This is a genomic window from Streptomyces sp. NPDC051582 (genome assembly GCF_040681715.1).
Lineage (GTDB): Bacteria > Actinomycetota > Actinomycetes > Streptomycetales > Streptomycetaceae > Streptomyces.
Window position 1 is genome coordinate 103,739 of sequence record NZ_JBFAZJ010000019.1, and the last position, 17,761, is coordinate 121,499.

Consider the following 17,761-nt stretch of genomic DNA (forward strand, 5'->3'; position numbering starts at 1 on the left):
CATGGGCGCCGGCTTGCCGGTACGAGTGGATTGCCCTTTCGATCAGTCCTTCGCCTTGTCGGCGCGGCCGGTGATGTAGTCGTGCATCAGGGAGCGGAGGTCGAGGTCTGGCCGGAGGCCGAGGGCGGTAGCGCGTTGGTTGTTGAAGAGGGCAGGCCAGGACGCGACGATCGTCTCGACGGCCGGGTCGGGTGCAATGGTGACGAGGTCGGCGACTGCATCGCCGGCGACCTGCCGCAGGGTGGTGATCACGTCGGCGACCGTGACGGTGAGCGCGGGAAGGTTGACCGGATCCGTCCCGCCCGGGCGTCCTGGCTCCGTGCCGCGTCGGGCTTCGGCGATGCGCAGGAGTCCGTCGATGGTGGTCGCGGGTGAGGCGAGGGCGACCTTGAGGTCGGGCCGTACGGGGCAGGTCGCCGGGAGTCCGCCCAGGGGTTCGCGGATGATTGAGGACAGGAACCCGGAGGCGGCCGCGTTCGGTCGGCCGGGGCGTACGGCGACGGTCATCAGTCGGGCTACGCGTCCGTCGAGGAATCCGCGGCGGGTGTAGTCGCCGATCAGGTGCTCGCAGATGAGTTTCTGTACGCCGTAGCTGGAGCGAGGCATGGGTGCGGTGGTCTCGCTGACGGCCGGCGGGTCCGGCTGCGCCGGGTCGATGCCGTAGACGGCGAGGCTGCTGGAGAACACCAGCCGCACCAGTGGCCCGCCGGTAGCGGCCTGCCGGCGGGCGGTTTCCAGGAGGGCGCGGGTGGTGTCGAGGTTGGCGCGCATGCCGAGGTCGAAGTCCGCCTCGCAGGCGGCGGATACCGCGGCGGCCAGGTGGAACACCACGTCGACCGGTCGGGCGAAGACGTCGTCGAGGCGGTCGTTGAGGTCGCCGTGCACGATGTCGCTGAGCGGATCGGAGACGATCGCGGGATCTGGCTGGACGACGGCGTCGGCCAGGACCAGCCGGCCGATGGGCCGCCCGGCGAAGGTCCGCTCGTGCAGGAGCGTCCGTGTGAGCCGCTGTCCGAGGAATCCTGACGCGCCCGTGATGACGATCCTCACCCGTGGTCTCCTCCGATGTGCCGTGGCTGTGACTTACCCGGCCGTGCTGCTGAGCCAGTTCGCTGTCTCAGCCGGGACCGGGGCCGGGACCGGGACTCGGGCCGGGGTGCTCGGTGAGGGTGAGGGGCATGCCGTCGATGAGCCGGGTGGCTCCGACTTGTACGGCGGCCAGCAGCCACGCCTGCCCCGCCCGAGGGGCGGGTTCCAGACCGGGACCGGTCAGCTCCACATACAGCGGTTGCACCGGGATCTGGCCGTGCGCGGCCTCGTCCAGGACCTTGCGGGCGGCTGCCAGCACGTCCTGTGCCCGGCCGCCGGCCGATGCCGCCTGCACTCCGGCGGTCAGTGCACGCGGGAGGGTGAGTGCTGTGATGCGTTCGGTGGGGGAGAGGCGGGTGTTGCGGCTGGAGAGGGCCAGGCCGTCACTCTCGCGTACGGTGGGCACACCGACGACCTCGGTCGGCACGTCCAGGTCGAAGATCATCCGCTGGAACAGTGCCAGTTGCTGGAAGTCCTTCTCTCCGAGGAAGACCGCATCGGGCCGGACGAGGTTGGTCATCTTCAGCATCACGGTGAGCACACCGTCGAAGTAGCCGGGCCGCCCGGCGGCCTCCAGCCCCTCCCCTCCGGGCCCCGGCGCCACCCGCACCAACGGGCCCTCCGCCCGGTACACCTCGACCGTCTGCGGCAGGTACACCACCTGTGTGCCTTCGGCCTCGCACAGCGCGCAGTCCGCCTCCGGCGCACTCGGATACACCGCCGGATCCTCGTACTGCAGCGGGTTGACGTATACCGTCACCACCACGTGATCGGTCCGCTCGCGCGCCTCCCTGATCAGCGCCGCATGCCCGGCGTGCAGCGCGCCCATGGTGATCACCAGGCCAACCGACCCTGCGAGATCGGCGCGCGCCCGTAACAGCCCCGCCCGGTCCGTTGCCACGATCATGGAACCCCTGCCTCCCCTGGACGAAGCCCGCGCTGCAGCTGCGGCTGTCTACCCGTGCCCCTGCGCCGGTCAAACCCGCGGCCCCTGCGATGGTCCTCGCCCGCACAGGGCCGAAGCCGAAGCCGACGCCGACGGAGCTGTCGGCTGGGGCGTCTTCCGGCAGTCGCTCCGGTTCAAGTGATCCACAGTCCGTCCAAGCGCCGCCGTCGCCGCTGGGCCGTCCAGGGTCGGCCGACATGCGGTCGCGCCGCTGCCAATCCGGCCAGGGGCAGTGTCAGCCGTCCTCAACCGCAGCGGGCGGCTCGTGGACGCGACCCCGCACTCCCGGACGGCAGCGCCTTCGGCGCCGGGCGCGCCCGTCCCGGGTCCGTGTCTCCCCGGCGGCTGCCCGCCCCCGTTCCACCACTGCGCCCGCCGCCACGCCCCCCGGACAGTAGCTTTGATTCACCCGGACCCGGGGTGGGCAGGGATGGTGCAGTTGATCATTCTCGATGAGATCGGTGAAAAGCGTGAGCAATCGGCAGAGCGGCGTTGTGAAGTGGTTCAACGACGAGAAGGGGTACGGATTCATCACGCCTCAGACGGGCGATGACCTCTTCGTTCATTTCAAGGCCATTCAGGCCGACGGCTTCAAGACCCTGACCGAAGGTCAGGCCGTCACCTTCGTCGCCACCCGGGGACAGAAGGGAATGCAGGCCGAAGAGGTCCAGATCGCATAACGCCGGGCACGCCCACCGAGGACCGCTCGACCGCTCCACCCCCGGCTGAGCGAGTGCTGCGAGCTGCGCGCAGCGTTGCGCGGCGCATCCGCGGTGATAAGGACACGACGAGCACCGACGATTTCGTTGAAGCCGCCACCGAGTTCCACATCGGACGGGTCGTGACGGGGAACCTGGCCATGGAGAAGACCCGGGGGCGGGGAGGTCAACGGGCTTCGCTCAGCAGGCCGTCACGGACCACACCAAGGCGCCACGGAGGCTGAACGACATCGCCGGGAAGCTGGACGTCAGTGCGCCCGACGAGGCGGCGCTGACGGACAAGGTGAAGAAGATGATCCTGGAGCGGCGGGAAGAGTCGTTCGACCAGGCGTATGTCAACAACGCCGTGGAGGCCCAGGAGAGGGGCGTCGAGCTGTTCAAGAAGGAAGCCTCCAACTCGGCCGGGCCCGAGCTGAAGTCCTACGCGGCGGAGACCCTGCCCACGATGGAGCATCACCTTGAGCCCGCCAGGGCACTCCAGGCGAAGCACGGCAGGTGACGGTGTTCACCACCTGAGGTGGCCCGGGCCGCCGATGCATCGTTGGCGGCTCGGACGCCGCCGTTCTTCCTGCCTCCGCGGGACGTCGCGCCCCCGGGCCCCGAGGCAAGTGCGGCCTTGGGGTCTTCCCTCGGGCATAGGTGCGTCCCCGGCGGCGCGGCGCGGTGTGCGGCGTCTGGCGCCCGGGCGACGGTCCTTGTGCGGGCAGCACTACGCGATCGGGCTGGAGGCCGGGGTGTTGAGGATGGTGTCGGCTGCTGTCCGGATGCGGTTCCAGGCATGTGTGATGTGGTCGCCGGTGGTGTGGGTGCCGCCGGCGGCGAGGCGCAAGGCGGATCGGCCGTCGATGTCGGTGCTGGTGAGGTAGAGGTCCCCATCGGCGTTGACGGTTTCCAAGAGCCGCATGTTGACGAAGTTGTCGGGGTGCAGGCGGAAGGTGACGAGGCCGAAGGGGTGGGGTGCGCAGATCTCGAACCGTGGGTCCGTGCGGACCAGTTCGGCGAACATCTGGGCGTGGTGGATTCCTTGTCGCAAGTGGGCGCGCAAGCCTTGGGCGCCGTACCAGCGCAGGGTGAACCAGAGTTTCAGGGCCCGGAACGGGTGCCCGAGGGGGATCTGCCAGTCTCGGTAGTCGGGGATGGTGTGCTGGTCGTTGAGGGCTTCGCGGAGGTATCCGGCCGCGGCGGTGGTCATGGCCTGGTTGACGTGGGTGGGGTCGGCGAACCACATGGGGCTGGATTCGAACCCGGTGAGCAGCCATTTGTGGGTGTTGACGCTGTAGCTGTCGGCGAAGTGCAGACCCTGGTTGATCCAGCGGAGTTCGGGGCAGACGGCGGCGACACCCGCGTAGGCGCCGTCGACGTGCAGCCACAAGTCGCGTTCCCGGCACAGTCGGCCGATGGCCGGCAGGGGGTCGACACCCGTGGTCGAGGTCGTGCCGACCGTGGCGACGACCGCGACCGGAGTGAGCCCGGCCGCCAGGTCGGCCTCGATCGTGTCGCGCAGGGCGTCGGTGCGCATGGCCCGTGTGAAGGGGTCGACGGGGATGAGGCGCAGCGCGGTGTCGCCGAGACCTGCGAGGCGCACGGCCTTGCCGACGGAGCAGTTTGCTTCGGTGGAGGTGTAGACGGTGTATCCGGGCCCGCTGCCGTGTTCACGCCATTGGTCGCCGGCTTTGCGCCACAGGGCGGCGGTCACGGCGACGAGGGCGGCGGAGGAGGCGGTGTCCTGGATGATCCCCCCGCCGGTGAGCGTTTCAGGCAGGTCCATGAGGCGGGCGAGCCAGGACATGACGCGGAGTTCGAGCTCGGTGGCGGCCGGGCCGGTGGCCCACGTCATCGCCTGTGCGTTCAGCCCCGCGGTCAGCATCTGCGCGAGTACGGCCGGACCGGACGTGGTCATCGGGAAGAAGCCCAGGAACCCGGGGTGCTGCCAGTGCGCGAGTCCCGGGGCGATGAGCTCGTCCACGTCCCGCATGAGCGCGGCGAAGTCCTCACCTTCTTCAGGCGCGTGAAGGGGTAGGCGCTCGGCGGTCCCGCCGGGCACGACCGTGGGGACCACGGGCCGGGCGGGCAGGGTCTGCCAGTAGTCGGTGATCCAGTCGACGACCTCGTACCCGCGCCGGCGGAATTCCTGCGCCGACATGTGCACCGGCCCGTCCGCAGCGCAGCCTGCGGACGGGCCGGTGCAGGGGAAGTCGCAGGAGGGCTGGGGCAGGCCTGCGTCGTCCGTGCCGCTGCCAGGGGTGACAGGGTGGCTCTGCACGGTCATGGGTCTGGTCACCTACAGGTTCAGGGCGGGTACGGGCTCAAGCGGGTTGTCCACGGCGCTGTCGGGGAAGCGGGTGCGGTAGGCGGCGTGCTGGGCACGGTCGTCTCTGAGAAAGACGAGGTCGGGGCGGATCATGCGGCGCAGCGCGAGCAGCGGGACGGGGCTGTGGAAGGGCCGGAAGCCGGGGTTGCGCACCCCGTGGGCGGGCGGTGGCCCGTCGTGGAACTCGCCGACCATCAGCCCTCTTTGTGCCAGGGGCGTCTTCAGCAGCAGCTGTGCGCCCTCGATCAGCCGCCTGGCGCTCGGGCGGGGCAGGGCGGGGAAAGCGACCAGCAGGGCTTGACCGTCGTCGTCCCCGCACACCCGCTCGAACCAGTCTGCCCACTTGTTCATGATTTCGGTCAGCGCCTGGGTGTCGGGCACCGGCCACGGCCAGACGAGGACGTGGAGGCGGCCGGTTTCGAGTGCGCGCCGGGTGTACGGGCACACCGCGCCGGGTCGGCCGAGCTGCGGATGGGGCCGGCACAGGTATTGCAGCACCCACTCGTGAAGCGCCCGCCAGGTCTCCGCGCAGGTAGCGGCCCCCGGGCTGCCGCCCAGAGGCCGCGGGGTGCGCCCTGGGTCAGACCTCACCGAACTCGGCGTGGGCGTGGTCGCTGGTGTAGAAGTCGACGGCGGAGGCGATGACTTCGTCGAGGCTGATCGTCCCGTCACCGTCGGTGTCGATCCGCTTGGCCTGCTTGGACGCCTCCGGCTCGACGGCGCCCATCGCCATCAGCATGCGGGCCCACTCGGCGAGGTCGACACTGCCGTCGCCGTTGGTGTCGGCGATCTCGACCACGGCCGCCGCCCACGGGCGGATCACCCGCGCGAACCCGTCCTTGTTTCCGCGCAGCCGTGACTGCGCGGCGTTGACGAATGTCTGACGCGTGATCTCCCCGTCGCCGTCGATGTCGGCTTCCTGGGCCAGGCTGGTGAAGTACTGGCGCGCGCCGGCCATCAGCGCGGCACCCTTGGGCGAGGTCTCGGACAGGTTGTACTCGGCGAGGATCCGCTCGGCCATGGTGTCGAAGTCGGCGGCAGTGATGCGGCCGTCGTGGTCGTGGTCGAAAGTGGCGAAGCGAGCAGCGAGTTTGGTGCTGTAGACGTCGTGGTCCATCAGGGTCATGCGTGCCTCCGTAGGGGTGCGGGGGACGGGGCGAGGGGCTGGGCCCCACGACCGGGCATAGCACAGCGTAACAAAGAATCACTTTGAGTAGTTGTAGGGCTGGGCCGTTCGATCTTCGTGCCAGGGTGGCCACCCCACACACGTCGGTGCCGCCGAATCGGGACAGGAGCCGGGGCGGCGGTGGCTACAGGCGGTTACCTCCCTCTGTCAGGGGCAGTTGGATCATCGTGCGGACCAATGGAAGATCCCTGGGTTTCCGCGGATGGCGCGTGACGAGTGCGCCTTGTCGGCCGGGACCGCCTCTGGCCCGCCGCGGGACCGTCCGGGGCGGCGAGCAAGGCGCAAGGGGGCCATCACGTGTGTGAAGGCGGGCGCGTCACCGTCCTGTCCGACGGTGAGAACGAAGACGAGGGGCGGCAGCAGGCGCCGGCAGCGGGGTGAATCTCCGTGCTCAGCGCCGCGGGGAAGACCGCTGGCAGGATCGCCCGGCTCGTCGGCAAGGCACCCCTCCATAGAGGACCCCGGCCGAGTGCTGGTGGGCACGCACGATCGTGGAGTCCACCGGTAGGTACCGCCCGGTTCAGGTCTCCGTCGGCGTCGGACTGGGCCATGAGCGAGGTGAAGACGCGCCCCCCCCGTGCTGTCGACGGTCCCCAGACGAAGCCGGCAGGTCGTCTCCAACAGGGACGAGTGGCTCACCTCCATCGCCACCGGAGAGGCCGTCGGCATCACCGCCGAGGCCACCCGCCACAGCCATCCCCATCCCGCAGTGCGCTACCTGCCGCTCACCGACGCCGGGCCCGTGACGGTCCACTTCCTGGCGCCCACTTGGGCGGCCGTGCCGTCGCGTCGAGTCCGGGCACGCGCCGCATCTCGTGGTGGATTTCCTTCACGGGGCAAGTCAACCAAGCGGACGGACACGGCGCTTGAGGTCCACTACAGGTCACGTACTCAGCGGGCAGCGGGCAGCGGGCAGCGGGCAGTCGGCCCGGCGGGCCCGGTCCGTCCACCCGCCAGGCCGTTACGTTCCGGGCCACGCCCGCCATGTGGCACCTACGTTTTGGCCGACGAGGTGTTCGGGGACGCGGCTTGGGCTGCGGAGTCCGGCGCCTCCGCGTAGTCGGGCAGCTCGATGCCGTCGATCGCGCGCCCGACCAGCTCGGTGAACCATTCGCCGGAGAAATCGGGGCGCGGCCCGGCGTCCGGCCCGGGGACTTCGCGGCTGCGGGCGTTCAATCGGCCGATCTCCTGGTTGGCCTCGACGAACGAGCGCATCCGTGCCTCGTAACGGGCGAACCCGGTGGCGGGGTCCCACTCGGCGGCTGCCAGCTCTCCGGCCAGCACGTAGGCACCGACCAGTGCCAGCCCGGTGCCCTGCCCCGACATCGGAGACGAGCTGAACGCCGCGTCCCCCAGCAGCGCCACCCGTCCGCTCGACCAGCGGTCCATCACCACCTGGGCGACCTGGTCGAGATAGAAGTCCGGGGTGTCGTCCAAGTGCGCGAGGATGTCCGGGGCCAGCCAGCCCAGGCCCGCCATCCGTTCACGCAGCAGGCGCTTCTGGGCCGCGACGTCACGGTAGTCGACATCGAAGTCAGCCGAGGCGCAGTAGAACATGGCCATCGCCCTTGTGGCGTCCTGGATGGGGCGCAGGAGGGCCGAGCGCCCGGACTCCTGGTCCTGGTACTCAAGCAGCCAGCGGTCCAGCCCGAACTCGTTGGGCACGCTGTAGAAGGCCAGCACGTGCCCGAGGTGGCGCAGGAACCGCTCGTGCGGCCCGAAGACCATCGCCCGCAGCTCCGAGTGCAGCCCGTCGGCCCCGATCACCAGGTCGAAGCGCCGCCGGTCGCCGCCCGCGAAGACCACGTCGACGCCGTCCGTGTCCTGGGCGAGCTCGGCGATCCGGTCGCCGAAGAGGTACTCGACGCCGTCGCGGGTGTCGTCGTAGAGCACCTGGGACAGGTCTCCGCGCAGGATCTCGATGTCCGCGATGAACCCGTCGCCACCGTCGTCGTCCGAGCGGAAGGTCTCCAGCACCTTGCCGTCCACGTCCACGGTGTGCGCGCCGGCGGTGTCGGTGCACGCCGCGCGGACCGCCGCGCCCAGCCCCATGCGCCCGATGACCTCCTTGGCGACCCCGCGTGCGTCCACCGCCTGCCCGCCGGGACGCAGCCCGGGAGCCCGTTCCACCACGGTCACCTCGGCCCCCCGCCTGCGCAGCCAGTGGGCCAGGGCGGGTCCGGCGATGCTCGCCCCCGTCACCAAGACCCGGGGACCGCTCACCCGCGTCCCCTGCTCGTCCGTCCGGATCGTGCGCTCCTGCTCGGAGTCGTCGACGCCCATCACTGCCTCCATGTGCTTCTTCCCATGTCGAAACGTTCCCTGCACGGGCCCGCCGCTGTCGGTGGGTCCGGGGTGTCGACTACGGATCCGCGCAAAAGTCATCGGTACGGCCGACATCGCGTCCACGCTCCGCACACACCTGGAATAGGGCACGCGCACGTCGGGCATGGTCGTGACGCGGCGGGCGGAGCGGGCGGCTGCCGGACTTCGCGGCCGGCTGCGAAGGCGCGGACGTCGAGGTGACCGGTACGGCCTCGAAGTCCGCGATCGGCCCCGTCAGGTCGACGTCCGCCTCATCCAGCGGCTGGTCGCAGGGGAGGGCAGGCCAGTCCAGCGGGTACTCGGCCGCGCCCCGCACACTGCCGGAGCACCGGGTCGCGCTTGACCGCCGTCCACCGCTCCGCAAGTGTGAGGCTTGTGCGTAACTGCAGGCAACCGCAGCTCTGAACGGAGACCACCCGCGTGGGAGAGAACCAGCGGCGCATGGAGGCGGGGGAGTGGTTCCTCCCCGACGATCCCCAACTCGCGGCCGACACCCTGCGCCGGGTCGATCTGTGCGCGCGGTACAACAACACGCCGACCGCAGAGCCGCCCGAGGAGCGGGAAGCGATCCTGCGGGAACTGCTCGGCTCGGTGGGTGAAGGGGTCAGGATCCGGGCCCCGTTCCACTGCGATTTCGGGCGCAACATCCGGATCGGAGCCGGTACGTTCGTCAACTTCGGAGCGGTCTTCCTCGACACCGCGCCGATCACCATCGGTGCGAACGCCCAGATCGGCCCCAACGTCCAGTTGCTCACCCCCACGCATCCCCTGGACCCCGCTGCCAGGCGCGCGGGCTGGGAGCGCGGACTGCCGGTCACCCTCGGCGACAACGTGTGGCTCGGCGGCGGCACCATCGTCTGCCCGGGCGTGACCATCGGCGCCGACACCGTGGTGGGTGCCGGCTCCGTCGTCGTCAAGGACCTTCCCGCGGGCGTCCTCGCCGTCGGTCACCCGGCTCGTGTCGTACGCTCCCTCGATCCGGCCGAAGCGGGTCCCGGCCACCCGGACGAGGAAGTACCTCAGACCCCGTAGCACGGGGGCCGTACCGGTCCCGGCCGCCGCGCTGGCCCTCACCACGTCGCTTCTGTCGGGCTGACGTCGCAAGAATCCATCGGCCGATCAATATCCCTACTGGTCGGCGGGCTCTGGAGCTCGGACAGGGAACTGGGCAAGCACGCCGGCAAGGTCGGCCCCGCCCTGATCGTCCACCGCGGCAAGCACGGCACCCACGACCAGATGAGCGGAACTCGCCGGGCCATGACAGCAGGTCAGCGCGTGCAATGCGGCTGACCGTTGAGCTGGGTCATCAGCTGGAGGACGGGGGGCGGGCGGAGGCCGCGTCGGCGACCCGCTCGGGCGAGTCGCCGGGCGGCGGGGTTGTCAGCAGGTGAGGGTGACCTCGTGCGCGACCGGTCGGGGTGCCCAGGGGAAGGAGGCCACGCCGAACGTGCCGCGGACCGTGGCGCCACAGGGAACGGTGCTCCCGGGGCCGCGCACTTCGAGGGTCGTGGAGGTGAAGAGGACGGGCTTGTCCTGCGTGAGGGGCGGGGCGTCGGCTCCCACGACCTCGGCGGACAGAGTGGTGGACAGTTCCTTCGTGGCCGGCGTCGGGCTGCCGGGGGAGGGCGGTCCGGCGAGGCTGACCCTGCCGTAGAACTGCACCGTGTTGCCGGTGACCTCCGCGCACAGCCGGGTGAGCAGGCCTGCCTGGAGACCCGAGTTCCCGCAGGTGGTCACGGTCTGGTCGGCGGCGGCCTCAGGGGTCGCGGCGGCCGGGCCGGCGGCCAGAACGGTCAGGCCGGCAACGCCGACCGCGAGAAGGGCTAAGCGGTTCATGGGGACGTGCTCTCCTTGTGTCTTCGTGGGTGCGTGACGGGCCATCAACCCGCCTTGTGTGATGTGATATTTCACATCGCACAAGGCGGGTTGATGATCGGACCCTGAACTCCATCCGTCGGGGGACGAAACTCTCCGGCGCAGTGGTCGGTGCGGCGTTGACGGAGGCCGGGCGGCTGGCTCCCGGTGCCGGGATCACGGTCAGGGAGCGGGCGAGCGGGCACACCACCGCGACCTGCTGCGGGCTGACGCCGCGTCCGGCCGCGACGCGGCTGGTGATCGTTTGTCCTCGCTCAATGCCGGAGGAGTTCGCAGAAGCGGTCCACAGCGCGGTCGGTGCGGCGACGGTCTCCGGTGGTCGTGAGATCGAACAGGAGACCCCGGATGACGGCCATGACCAGCGTGGGAGTACTGGTGTCGTCAGGGCCGGTGGCGATGTCGCTGAACGTGGCGCCGAGGGTGTCGAACCAGTCCGTGATCGCCTCGGCCTGGTCGGGGTGGTTCTCGGGGTGAGCGAGACCGTCGGCGTGCACCTCGAAGATCAGTCGGACGTACGGGGCGCGCTCGGGTGCGCTGATCCAGGCCCAGATGCCGCGCAGGTGTTCCTCCCGGGAGGCTGTCCGCGCCGGAAGGTTCTCGGCCAGCCGCGTCACTCCGCGACGGCGGGCCTCGGCGAGGACGGCAGATACCAACTCCTGCTTGCTGCCGAAGTCGTAGAGCAGCATCCGCGGGCTGGTGTCGAGAGCTGCGGCCAGCGGCCGCAGGCTCAACCCGGCCAGCCCGTGTGCCAGTACGTAGTCCGTGGCCCGCGCCAGCGTTGCCTCCCGTCGGGCGGGATCTGGGGGTCGCCCCACGGTGGATCATCCTCTCGGTACTGCGGAACTGAGCATGCGTCAGTATATGGTACGACTGTTTCAATAACGGGAGGAGACAACCATGTACACGCTCAACCGGGCACTCGCACTGGGCGCCGGAGGCCCCGTTGGTGCGGCCTGGACGGCCGGACTGGCCTGCGGACTGCGCCGCGGCGGGGTGGATCTCGGTCAGGCCGATCTGATCGTCGGCACCTCGACCGGCGCGATCATCGGCGCAGTGCTGGCCACAGGCCAGGACCCTGGCCGGCTCGCCACTCCCGTGCGCCCCGCCGACTCCGACGGCACCCCGCCCCAGGTGGACGGGCGCCGATTGGCCGAGGCGTTCGCCGTGCTCGGCAATGCCGCCTCGAATCCGGCCGAAGCGCGGCGCCGAGTGGGCCAGATCGCCCTCGCCGCCGAGACCGGCCCCGAGCGGGCACATGTCGCCCGGATGCGCGCCCTGGCCGGCGCGGACCAGTGGCCGGACCGGAAGCTGCTCATTGCCGTGCTGGACGCCGAGACCGGCGAGCAGGAGGTCTTCGACCGTACCGGTGGCGCACCGCTGCCCTCCGCCGTGGCGGCAAGCACGGCGTTCCCGGGCATCTACCCACCGATCACCATCAACGGCCGCCGGTACATGGACGGCTCCCTGCGGTCGGCGACCAACGCCGGACTCGCGGCCGGAGCCCGCACGCTCGTCGTGATCGACCCACAAGCACACCTGTTCCCCCGCGAGTTGCTCCAGGAGGAACTGGCGGTCGCAGGGGCGGACACAGTGGTGACCATCGAGCCCGATCCGGCATCGATACGCGCATTCGGCTCGGACCTGAGCGACCGCACGGCCTGGGAACCGGCCTACCAGGCGGGTGTTCGCCAAGCCGCCGATGCCGCAGAGCAGCTCCGCCTCGCATGGGAGACCGGATCCCATACGGACTGAGCGCCGCCGGGCCCCGGCCCTACTGCAGCCTCAACCCAGTTCGGGGTGCCGCCAGACCTGCTCGACGGATCTCCCCACCCCATGCTGGCCCGTCCCGGAGCGGAACGCCGATGGCGAGGGACCGCCGTGGTTGCACATGCCGTAGCGGCATGTGGTCTCGTCGAGGGCACCACAGCACGAAAGGCCCTGTCTGCGATGTACCCCTCCGCCACGCCTCCCCGAGAGGTCAAGATCGGCGATGCCGCCGCCTTCGCCGGAACCACCCCGCGCGCCATTCGTCACTACCATCAGATCGGTCTGCTGCCGGAACCCGAGCGAGGCGGGGACGGACGCCGCCGCTACGGCTACGACGACATGATCCGCTTGCTCTGGATCCGCAAGATGTCCGAGGCCGGCATCAGCCTGGACGACATGCGGGCCGCCTTCGACGAAGCCCGGGACGTCGAGGACGTCCTGGGCCGGCTGGAGGAGACTTTGGCCGCCCAGGAGGCCGACATCAAGCGTCAGCGCGCGGCAGTCCGGCGCCTGCGGGTCGTGGGCAGCCCACTCGGCTTGCTCTCCCCGCTGGTCACGGACCGGCTCAGCCACCTGCCTTCGGGCGCACTGCGCCCCTCCGACCTGGACGCCCTGCTGGTGACAGAACGGATCTTCGGGCCGCTGGGAGCCGCAGTTCAGGCCAGCGTGTTCATCACCCTGGCGACCCATCCCGGCCTACGGGCCGAGGCAGACCGCCTTGACGCGGCCGACGCCGCCCTCGATGACACCGTCGACCCCCACGACCCGCGGGTCGAGGAACTCGCCGCACAGCACTGCGCCCACCACGAGGCCCTGCTCCAGGCGATTGAAGCGGCCGGACTGGACGTGGCCGAGGAGAAGCTCTTCGAGATCTACGACGCCGACGCCGACGCCGAGGCCGGCGGTGAGGAGGGCGCCCAGATGAGTGCCTTCGAAGCGGTGACCAAGATGCCCTACGGCTTCTCCGCGGCCCGGACGCGATGCATGGAACTCACGGCACGGCTCCTTGGCGGGGACCTCTCCGCAGGCGGCTGATCGCTGGTATGGCCGTGAGCGAGGTCTGCGTGCCGTGCTGCGTGTGCGCACCAGCCGGTGCGCACACGCTCGCCTACGCGGGGCCGGCGTCGACTGCCGCTGTTGAGGGCCCGCCCGTTCTCGGCCGCCGGTGTCCGGACTTTCTCAGGAACAGATCCTGATGCACTTTCTCCGGTTCCCGATGACGACCCATTCGCAGCAGAACCGGGCTGATTCTTCTCCCAGTACTTCCTCTTCCTCGAAGCCGCCCCCGGATTCGTTCTGGATGAGGGTGGCGCGATCGACGAATTCGGTGACGAGTTGGTTGCCCTCAAGGCGCGAGAGTCCGACCGTCTGATCGAAATCGAGCTTCAGTGCGGCGATCTCACCGCCGACGAAGCGGATGGAGTACTTCTTGGCCGCCTCGGGGTGTTTCTTGAACAGCTCCTGGATCTCCTCGAAGAACTCCGGGTCTGCCTTCGGACCGACTTCGGGAACCGGCATGTGCGTCTCCTTGTCGCTGGGGCGGTCGTCCGACCGCGGTCGGGTAGATGTCTCCCCGGCGGGGACGCCCCGCTTCCGCGCCGAAGGCATGGTTCAGCCGGTTGCTCTCGGCAGGCAGATCTCCCGGGCGTCGGCCCCGGCGCACGGACGGCTGTTCGCTGTCGCGTTCCGGGTCGGCCGACTTGGCCGAGGTCGACGCGGCAACGCGTACGGGAGAAGCCCCACGGCCTGCTCAAGCACGCTCTTGCAGGGCAGAAGGCGGGGCCGCCGGCGTCCAGCCGCCGACCCTGCCTTCCTGGTTGCCCCGGATCCCTCAGGAGCAGATCTTGACGCACTTCGTCCGGGTCCCATTGGTTACCCATTCACAGCAGAACCGGTCTGCTTCCAGCACTTCTTCTTCGTCGAAGCCGCCCCCGGATTCGTTCTGGATGAGGGTGGCGCGATCGACGAATTCGGTGACGAGTTGGTTGCCCTGAAGGCGTGAGATGCCGACCGTCTGATCGAAGTCGAGCTTCAGCGCGGTGATCTCACCGCCGATGTAGCGGATTGAGTACTTCTTGGCGGCCTCGGGGTGTTTCTTGAACAGCTCCTGGATCTCCTCGAAGAACTCCGGGTCTGCCTTCGGACCGACTTCGGGAACCGGCATGTGCGTCTCCTTGTCGCTGGGGCGGTCGTCCGACCGCGGTCGGGTAGATGTCTCCCCGGCGGGGACGCCCCGCTTCCGCACCGAGGCATAGTTCAGCCGGTTGCTCCGGGGACGCAGATCTCCCGGGTACCTGGGCACGTGACGGCTTCGCGCAGGTCAGGGCCACCGGAGCCCCATCGCTTTGGCCAAGGAGGACGCGTACTGATGCGGACGTCCGAGTCGGTGTCCCGGCAGATGCCGACGACCAAGGTGAAACGGACGACGTGGGGGACCAGTGGCCGAAGGGGAATCGATCGGCCACGGCGGTGGCGGCTACGGCGGCGGCCCGATTTGCGCGGTCTTGGGATTTGGTCGGCGGCGGTTGCGGCCATGAGCGACGCCAGCCGTGTCCTTGCTGGGGCTACGACGTTGGTGGGGTGGGGCTGACGCGTGCAGGGGCGTAGGAAGTCTGCCTGGACTCGTACGGGTCGGCGGCCCAGTGTTCCGGTCGGCGCGGCCGGGCCCGTCCGGCGCGGGCGGCATCATGGAGGCGGTAGGACGAACGGACTGTGAGAGGGAAGTGCGAGGGTGACGGCGACAACCACTGACATCGAGAGGGCAGCCGGTGTGCTGCGGGCCGGCGGGCTGGTGGGTCTCCCGACGGAGACCGTCTACGGTCTGGGAGCCAACGCCGAGGACCCGGCCGCTGTCACGAGGATCTTCGAGGTGAAGGGGCGCCCGCCCTCCCACCCGCTGATCGTTCATATCGCCGCGGCGGACCAGTTGGACGACTGGGTCGAGGAGGTGCCCCTGGCCGCGCGCGTGCTGGCCGACCGCTTCTGGCCCGGGCCGCTGACCCTGGTCCTGCGGCGGGGCCGGCGCGTGCCGCTGGAGGCGACCGGTGGACTGGAAACGGTGGCCGTGCGCGTCCCCGACCACCCGGTCGCGCTCGCGCTGCTGTCCGCCTTTGGCGGTGGCGTCACGGCCCCGTCCGCCAACCGCTTCGGCTCGGTCAGCCCGACCACCGCGAGCGACGTCCGCTTGGAGCTCGGTGACGGCGTCGACTTCGTCCTGGACGGTGGGCCCTGCGAGGTCGGCGTCGAGTCGACCATCGTCGACGTCACTGGCGAGACGCCGGCCATCTTGCGTCCCGGCGGGGTGACGCGCGAGGACCTCGAAGCGGTGCTGGGGCACCCGGTCGCCGTGCCGTCCACCAGCGGTGTCCGGGTGCCGGGCCAGCATCCCTCGCACTACGCACCGCGGGCGCGGGTTGTTCTCGTCGAGCCGGAGAGCGTCGTCGCCGAAGCCGAGCTCGCCCAGGAGGAGGGACACCGGGTGGGCGTCTTCCTTCCTCCGTCCCTCGTCGGCGCGGAAGTGAAGGCCCACGCCGTGGTGACCCTGCCCGGGTCGCCGGCGGCCTACGCGCAGGGGCTGTACGGGTTCCTGCGTGAGCTCGACCAACAGGGGTGCGACCTCATCGTCGCGTCCCTGCCGGTGGAGGTGGGGCTGGGGCTGGCGATCGCCAACCGTCTGCGCCGGGCAGCGGGGCCCCGGCCCTCCGCGTAAGCGAACGGCCCGGGCCCTGCGCCTCAGCGAACGCGGCCGGGGAGGTCAAGGTGCGGTGGACACCGCTGCTCCGACGCCGCGGGTGGCAACCAGCTGGGCGCTGCCGTCGGCCAGGCGGTAGGACAGCCCGACCACGGCGGTCCGGCCGGCAGCCACCGCCTCGGCCAGCACCCGGGAGCGCTCCAGCAACAGGTCCACGGTGTGTTCGATGTGTTCGGCCAGGATCTCCTCGGGGCTGTCGCGTCCGGCGGCGCGGGCGGCCAGCACGCTCGGGGTCACTCGCTCGACAACGTCTCGGACGAAGCCGCCGGGCGTCTGCCCGTCTATCAAGGCGGAGCAGGCCGCGGCGACCGCGCCGCACGAGTCGTGGCCGAGGACGACGACCAGCGGCGCGTTCAGGACGTTCACGCCGAACTCGATCGATCCGAGGACTTCCGTGCCGGCGACGTGCCCGGCGGTGCGGACCACGAACAGGTCGCCCAGTCCGCGATCGAAGATGATCTCGGCGGCCAGCCGGGAGTCGGAGCAGCCGAAGATCACCGCGAAGGGCTGCTGGGACGGGGCGGTCTCGGTGCGGCGGGTGGCGTCCTGGTTCGGGTGCTCGGGGGTTCCTGCGACGAAGCGCCGGTTACCGGCCATGAGCAGGTCGAAAGCATCGCTGGGCGTCGGGGTCTCAGTCATGATCGCAGCCTACGAGGCGCCGGGTGCCGTCGCGGAAACGGGTCCCGCCGGCCCGCCTCGACGACGACCACGGCCGCCGCCACTGCACACGCCCGCACGGGGGGCAGGACGCCTTCCCGTCGGAGAAGCGCTCCCCGATCCTTCGCCTCCTCATGGCGGAGGTCGAGCGGTCCTGAGCATCCTCCGCGCAGCCGGCCGCGACCGAGGCACCCGTCCGGCACGACCCTGCGCATGGTGGGGAAGTCGGGCCGGGGGGTGGAGGCTGGGGGCTGGCGGCAACCCGTGAGAGCGAGCGCGGGGGCGCGCCGGGTGGGCCCGCTGCGCCCCCGCACTCCGTTGACCACGCACAGCGATGGCCCAATACTCAGCGCGACGAAGACCTGATTGGGCTTCGCATGTGGATTCGCCGGCGTCGTCGGTGGAAGGGCGGACATCCATGGGATTCCTGACCGTACGTGACGAGGATCCGCAGTCGCAGGCGCGACCTGGGCGGCGGGATGTGCTGACCCGGGCGCTGAGCCTCGCGGCCGGTCTGGGCACCGCGGCCGCGATCGGGGCGGCAGCCGGCCCGGCGGCGGCGTCGCCCGCGAAGACCGCCTCGCCCGCCGGGGCCGCCTCGGCCCGGGCCAACCAGGCCGACTGGCGGTTCTGCACCAAGTGCTACGGCATGTTCTTCCGCGGCTACCCCACCGACGGCGCCTGCCCGGGCGGCGGCGGCCACGATTCGGCCGGCTACGACTTCAACCTCCCGCACAGCATCCCCGAGACGCCCACCGCCCAGCACAACTGGCGGTTCTGCACCAAGTGCTACGGCATGTTCTTCTGGGGCTACCCGGACAACGGCCGCTGTCCCGCCGGGAACGCCCACGCGGCGGCCGGGTACGACTTCGTCCTCCCGCACGACATCCCGGCGACCGCGAAGTCGCAGCGCAACTGGCGCTTCTGCCCCAAGTGCTACGGGCTCTACTTCTACGGCTACCCCACCAACGGCCGCTGTCCCGCCGGGGACGCCCACTCGGTGGCCGGGTACGACTTCGTCCTGCCTTTCCTGTAACCCTTCTCCGCAGATGTGAATGGGCGCGCTGGTGGCAGCGGATGGACGTCAGTGAAGTCCGGGACGATGAGCCTGCTCTCACACCCCAACAGCGGCTGT

The 17,761-nt window shown here is 70.4% G+C and carries 17 protein-coding genes and 1 pseudogene; 7 read left to right on the plus strand and 11 right to left on the minus strand.

Going from position 1 to position 17,761, the window contains the following annotated elements:
* Positions 1 to 42: 42 nt before the first annotated feature.
* On the minus strand, positions 43 to 1,050 hold the full coding sequence (gene denD / locus AB0M92_RS24225) for a D-erythronate dehydrogenase (RefSeq protein ID WP_366104361.1): 1,008 nt from the start codon (positions 1,048 to 1,050) through the stop codon (positions 43 to 45).
* Positions 1,051 to 1,117: 67 nt separating this feature from the next.
* Positions 1,118 to 1,996 carry a pantoate--beta-alanine ligase gene (locus AB0M92_RS24230; RefSeq protein WP_366104362.1) on the minus strand — a complete coding sequence of 293 codons (879 nt, stop codon included), beginning with the start codon at positions 1,994 to 1,996 and terminating at the stop codon, positions 1,118 to 1,120.
* A 509-nt stretch (positions 1,997 to 2,505) separates the two neighbouring features.
* Here AB0M92_RS24230 and AB0M92_RS24235 point away from each other — a divergent pair.
* Positions 2,506 to 2,715, plus strand: a complete 210-nt coding sequence (locus tag AB0M92_RS24235) for a cold-shock protein (protein WP_366104364.1) — start codon at positions 2,506 to 2,508, stop codon at positions 2,713 to 2,715.
* 223 nt (positions 2,716 to 2,938) lie between these two features.
* Positions 2,939 to 3,253: pseudogene (locus AB0M92_RS24240) on the plus strand (DUF4142 domain-containing protein); the annotation flags it as partial.
* Positions 3,254 to 3,463: 210 nt separating this feature from the next.
* Here the strand turns inward: AB0M92_RS24240 and AB0M92_RS24245 are convergent.
* The 4 genes from AB0M92_RS24245 to AB0M92_RS24260 form a co-directional block, all read right to left on the minus strand.
* Complete coding sequence (locus AB0M92_RS24245; protein ID WP_366104366.1) at positions 3,464 to 5,023, minus strand: pyridoxal-dependent decarboxylase; 1,560 nt, start codon at positions 5,021 to 5,023, stop codon at positions 3,464 to 3,466.
* Between the two features lie 12 nt (positions 5,024 to 5,035).
* Entirely contained in the window at positions 5,036 to 5,737 is a 702-nt protein-coding gene (locus AB0M92_RS24250) for a DUF6875 domain-containing protein (protein WP_366104367.1), read from the minus strand.
* Positions 5,646 to 6,191 carry an EF-hand domain-containing protein gene (locus AB0M92_RS24255; protein ID WP_366104368.1) on the minus strand — a complete coding sequence of 182 codons (546 nt, stop codon included), beginning with the start codon at positions 6,189 to 6,191 and terminating at the stop codon, positions 5,646 to 5,648. Before AB0M92_RS24255 ends, AB0M92_RS24250 begins: the two co-directional genes overlap by 92 nt.
* 1,053 nt (positions 6,192 to 7,244) lie before the next feature.
* On the minus strand, positions 7,245 to 8,546 hold the full coding sequence (locus AB0M92_RS24260; RefSeq protein ID WP_366104370.1) for an FAD-dependent monooxygenase: 1,302 nt from the start codon (positions 8,544 to 8,546) through the stop codon (positions 7,245 to 7,247).
* Between the two features lie 450 nt (positions 8,547 to 8,996).
* On the opposite strand from AB0M92_RS24260, the gene AB0M92_RS24265 reads away from it, so the two are divergent.
* Positions 8,997 to 9,608 carry a sugar O-acetyltransferase gene (locus AB0M92_RS24265; protein WP_366104371.1) on the plus strand — a complete coding sequence of 204 codons (612 nt, stop codon included), beginning with the start codon at positions 8,997 to 8,999 and terminating at the stop codon, positions 9,606 to 9,608.
* A 348-nt stretch (positions 9,609 to 9,956) separates the two neighbouring features.
* Here AB0M92_RS24265 and AB0M92_RS24270 read toward each other — a convergent pair whose 3' ends face one another.
* On the minus strand, positions 9,957 to 10,412 hold the full coding sequence (locus AB0M92_RS24270; RefSeq protein ID WP_366104372.1) for a hypothetical protein: 456 nt from the start codon (positions 10,410 to 10,412) through the stop codon (positions 9,957 to 9,959).
* Positions 10,413 to 10,705: 293 nt separating this feature from the next.
* Entirely contained in the window at positions 10,706 to 11,266 is a 561-nt protein-coding gene (locus AB0M92_RS24275; protein WP_366104373.1) for a TetR family transcriptional regulator, read from the minus strand.
* A gap of 82 nt (positions 11,267 to 11,348) precedes the next feature.
* Here AB0M92_RS24275 and AB0M92_RS24280 point away from each other — a divergent pair, with 82 nt between their 5' ends.
* Both AB0M92_RS24280 and AB0M92_RS24285 read left to right on the plus strand, forming a co-directional pair.
* A complete protein-coding gene (locus AB0M92_RS24280) occupies positions 11,349 to 12,203 on the plus strand; it encodes a patatin-like phospholipase family protein (RefSeq protein WP_366104374.1) in 855 nt (284 codons plus the stop codon).
* A 195-nt stretch (positions 12,204 to 12,398) separates the two neighbouring features.
* Positions 12,399 to 13,253 (plus strand): MerR family transcriptional regulator, encoded by an 855-nt coding sequence (locus tag AB0M92_RS24285; protein ID WP_366104375.1) that lies wholly within the window; start codon positions 12,399 to 12,401, stop codon positions 13,251 to 13,253.
* A gap of 144 nt (positions 13,254 to 13,397) precedes the next feature.
* On the opposite strand, the gene AB0M92_RS24290 is transcribed toward AB0M92_RS24285, so the two are convergent.
* Together AB0M92_RS24290 and AB0M92_RS24295 are read right to left on the minus strand one after the other, a co-directional pair.
* Complete coding sequence (locus tag AB0M92_RS24290; protein WP_366104376.1) at positions 13,398 to 13,736, minus strand: hypothetical protein; 339 nt, start codon at positions 13,734 to 13,736, stop codon at positions 13,398 to 13,400.
* Between the two features lie 313 nt (positions 13,737 to 14,049).
* Entirely contained in the window at positions 14,050 to 14,382 is a 333-nt protein-coding gene (locus tag AB0M92_RS24295; RefSeq protein ID WP_366104377.1) for a hypothetical protein, read from the minus strand.
* Positions 14,383 to 14,949: 567 nt separating this feature from the next.
* Between AB0M92_RS24295 and AB0M92_RS24300 the strand changes: the two genes are divergently transcribed.
* Positions 14,950 to 15,927, plus strand: coding sequence for an L-threonylcarbamoyladenylate synthase (locus AB0M92_RS24300; protein WP_366104378.1), 978 nt, complete (start codon positions 14,950 to 14,952; stop codon positions 15,925 to 15,927).
* Positions 15,928 to 15,972: 45 nt separating this feature from the next.
* Here the strand turns inward: AB0M92_RS24300 and AB0M92_RS24305 are convergent, their stop codons facing one another.
* Positions 15,973 to 16,608 carry a carbonic anhydrase gene (locus AB0M92_RS24305; protein ID WP_366104379.1) on the minus strand — a complete coding sequence of 212 codons (636 nt, stop codon included), beginning with the start codon at positions 16,606 to 16,608 and terminating at the stop codon, positions 15,973 to 15,975.
* A 436-nt stretch (positions 16,609 to 17,044) separates the two neighbouring features.
* Here AB0M92_RS24305 and AB0M92_RS24310 point away from each other — a divergent pair, with 436 nt between their 5' ends.
* Positions 17,045 to 17,662, plus strand: a complete 618-nt coding sequence (locus AB0M92_RS24310; RefSeq protein ID WP_366104380.1) for a hypothetical protein — start codon at positions 17,045 to 17,047, stop codon at positions 17,660 to 17,662.
* Positions 17,663 to 17,761: the final 99 nt, after the last annotated feature.

What these genes read in the sequence shown, in the direction of transcription:
- AB0M92_RS24230 (WP_366104362.1), bottom strand. Translation starts at nt 1,996, where the DNA reads ATGATCGTGGCAACGGACCGGGCGGGGCTGTTACGGGCGCGCGCCGAT.
- AB0M92_RS24245 (WP_366104366.1), bottom strand. Translation starts at nt 5,023, where the DNA reads ATGACCGTGCAGAGCCACCCTGTCACCCCTGGCAGCGGCACGGACGAC.
- AB0M92_RS24255 (WP_366104368.1), bottom strand. Translation starts at nt 6,191, where the DNA reads ATGACCCTGATGGACCACGACGTCTACAGCACCAAACTCGCTGCTCGC.
- AB0M92_RS24260 (WP_366104370.1), bottom strand. Translation starts at nt 8,546, where the DNA reads ATGGAGGCAGTGATGGGCGTCGACGACTCCGAGCAGGAGCGCACGATC.
- AB0M92_RS24270 (WP_366104372.1), bottom strand. Translation starts at nt 10,412, where the DNA reads ATGAACCGCTTAGCCCTTCTCGCGGTCGGCGTTGCCGGCCTGACCGTT.
- AB0M92_RS24280 (WP_366104374.1), top strand. Translation starts at nt 11,349, where the DNA reads ATGTACACGCTCAACCGGGCACTCGCACTGGGCGCCGGAGGCCCCGTT.
- AB0M92_RS24285 (WP_366104375.1), top strand. Translation starts at nt 12,399, where the DNA reads ATGTACCCCTCCGCCACGCCTCCCCGAGAGGTCAAGATCGGCGATGCC.
- AB0M92_RS24290 (WP_366104376.1), bottom strand. Translation starts at nt 13,736, where the DNA reads ATGCCGGTTCCCGAAGTCGGTCCGAAGGCAGACCCGGAGTTCTTCGAG.
- AB0M92_RS24295 (WP_366104377.1), bottom strand. Translation starts at nt 14,382, where the DNA reads ATGCCGGTTCCCGAAGTCGGTCCGAAGGCAGACCCGGAGTTCTTCGAG.
- AB0M92_RS24305 (WP_366104379.1), bottom strand. Translation starts at nt 16,608, where the DNA reads ATGACTGAGACCCCGACGCCCAGCGATGCTTTCGACCTGCTCATGGCC.
- AB0M92_RS24310 (WP_366104380.1), top strand. Translation starts at nt 17,045, where the DNA reads ATGGGATTCCTGACCGTACGTGACGAGGATCCGCAGTCGCAGGCGCGA.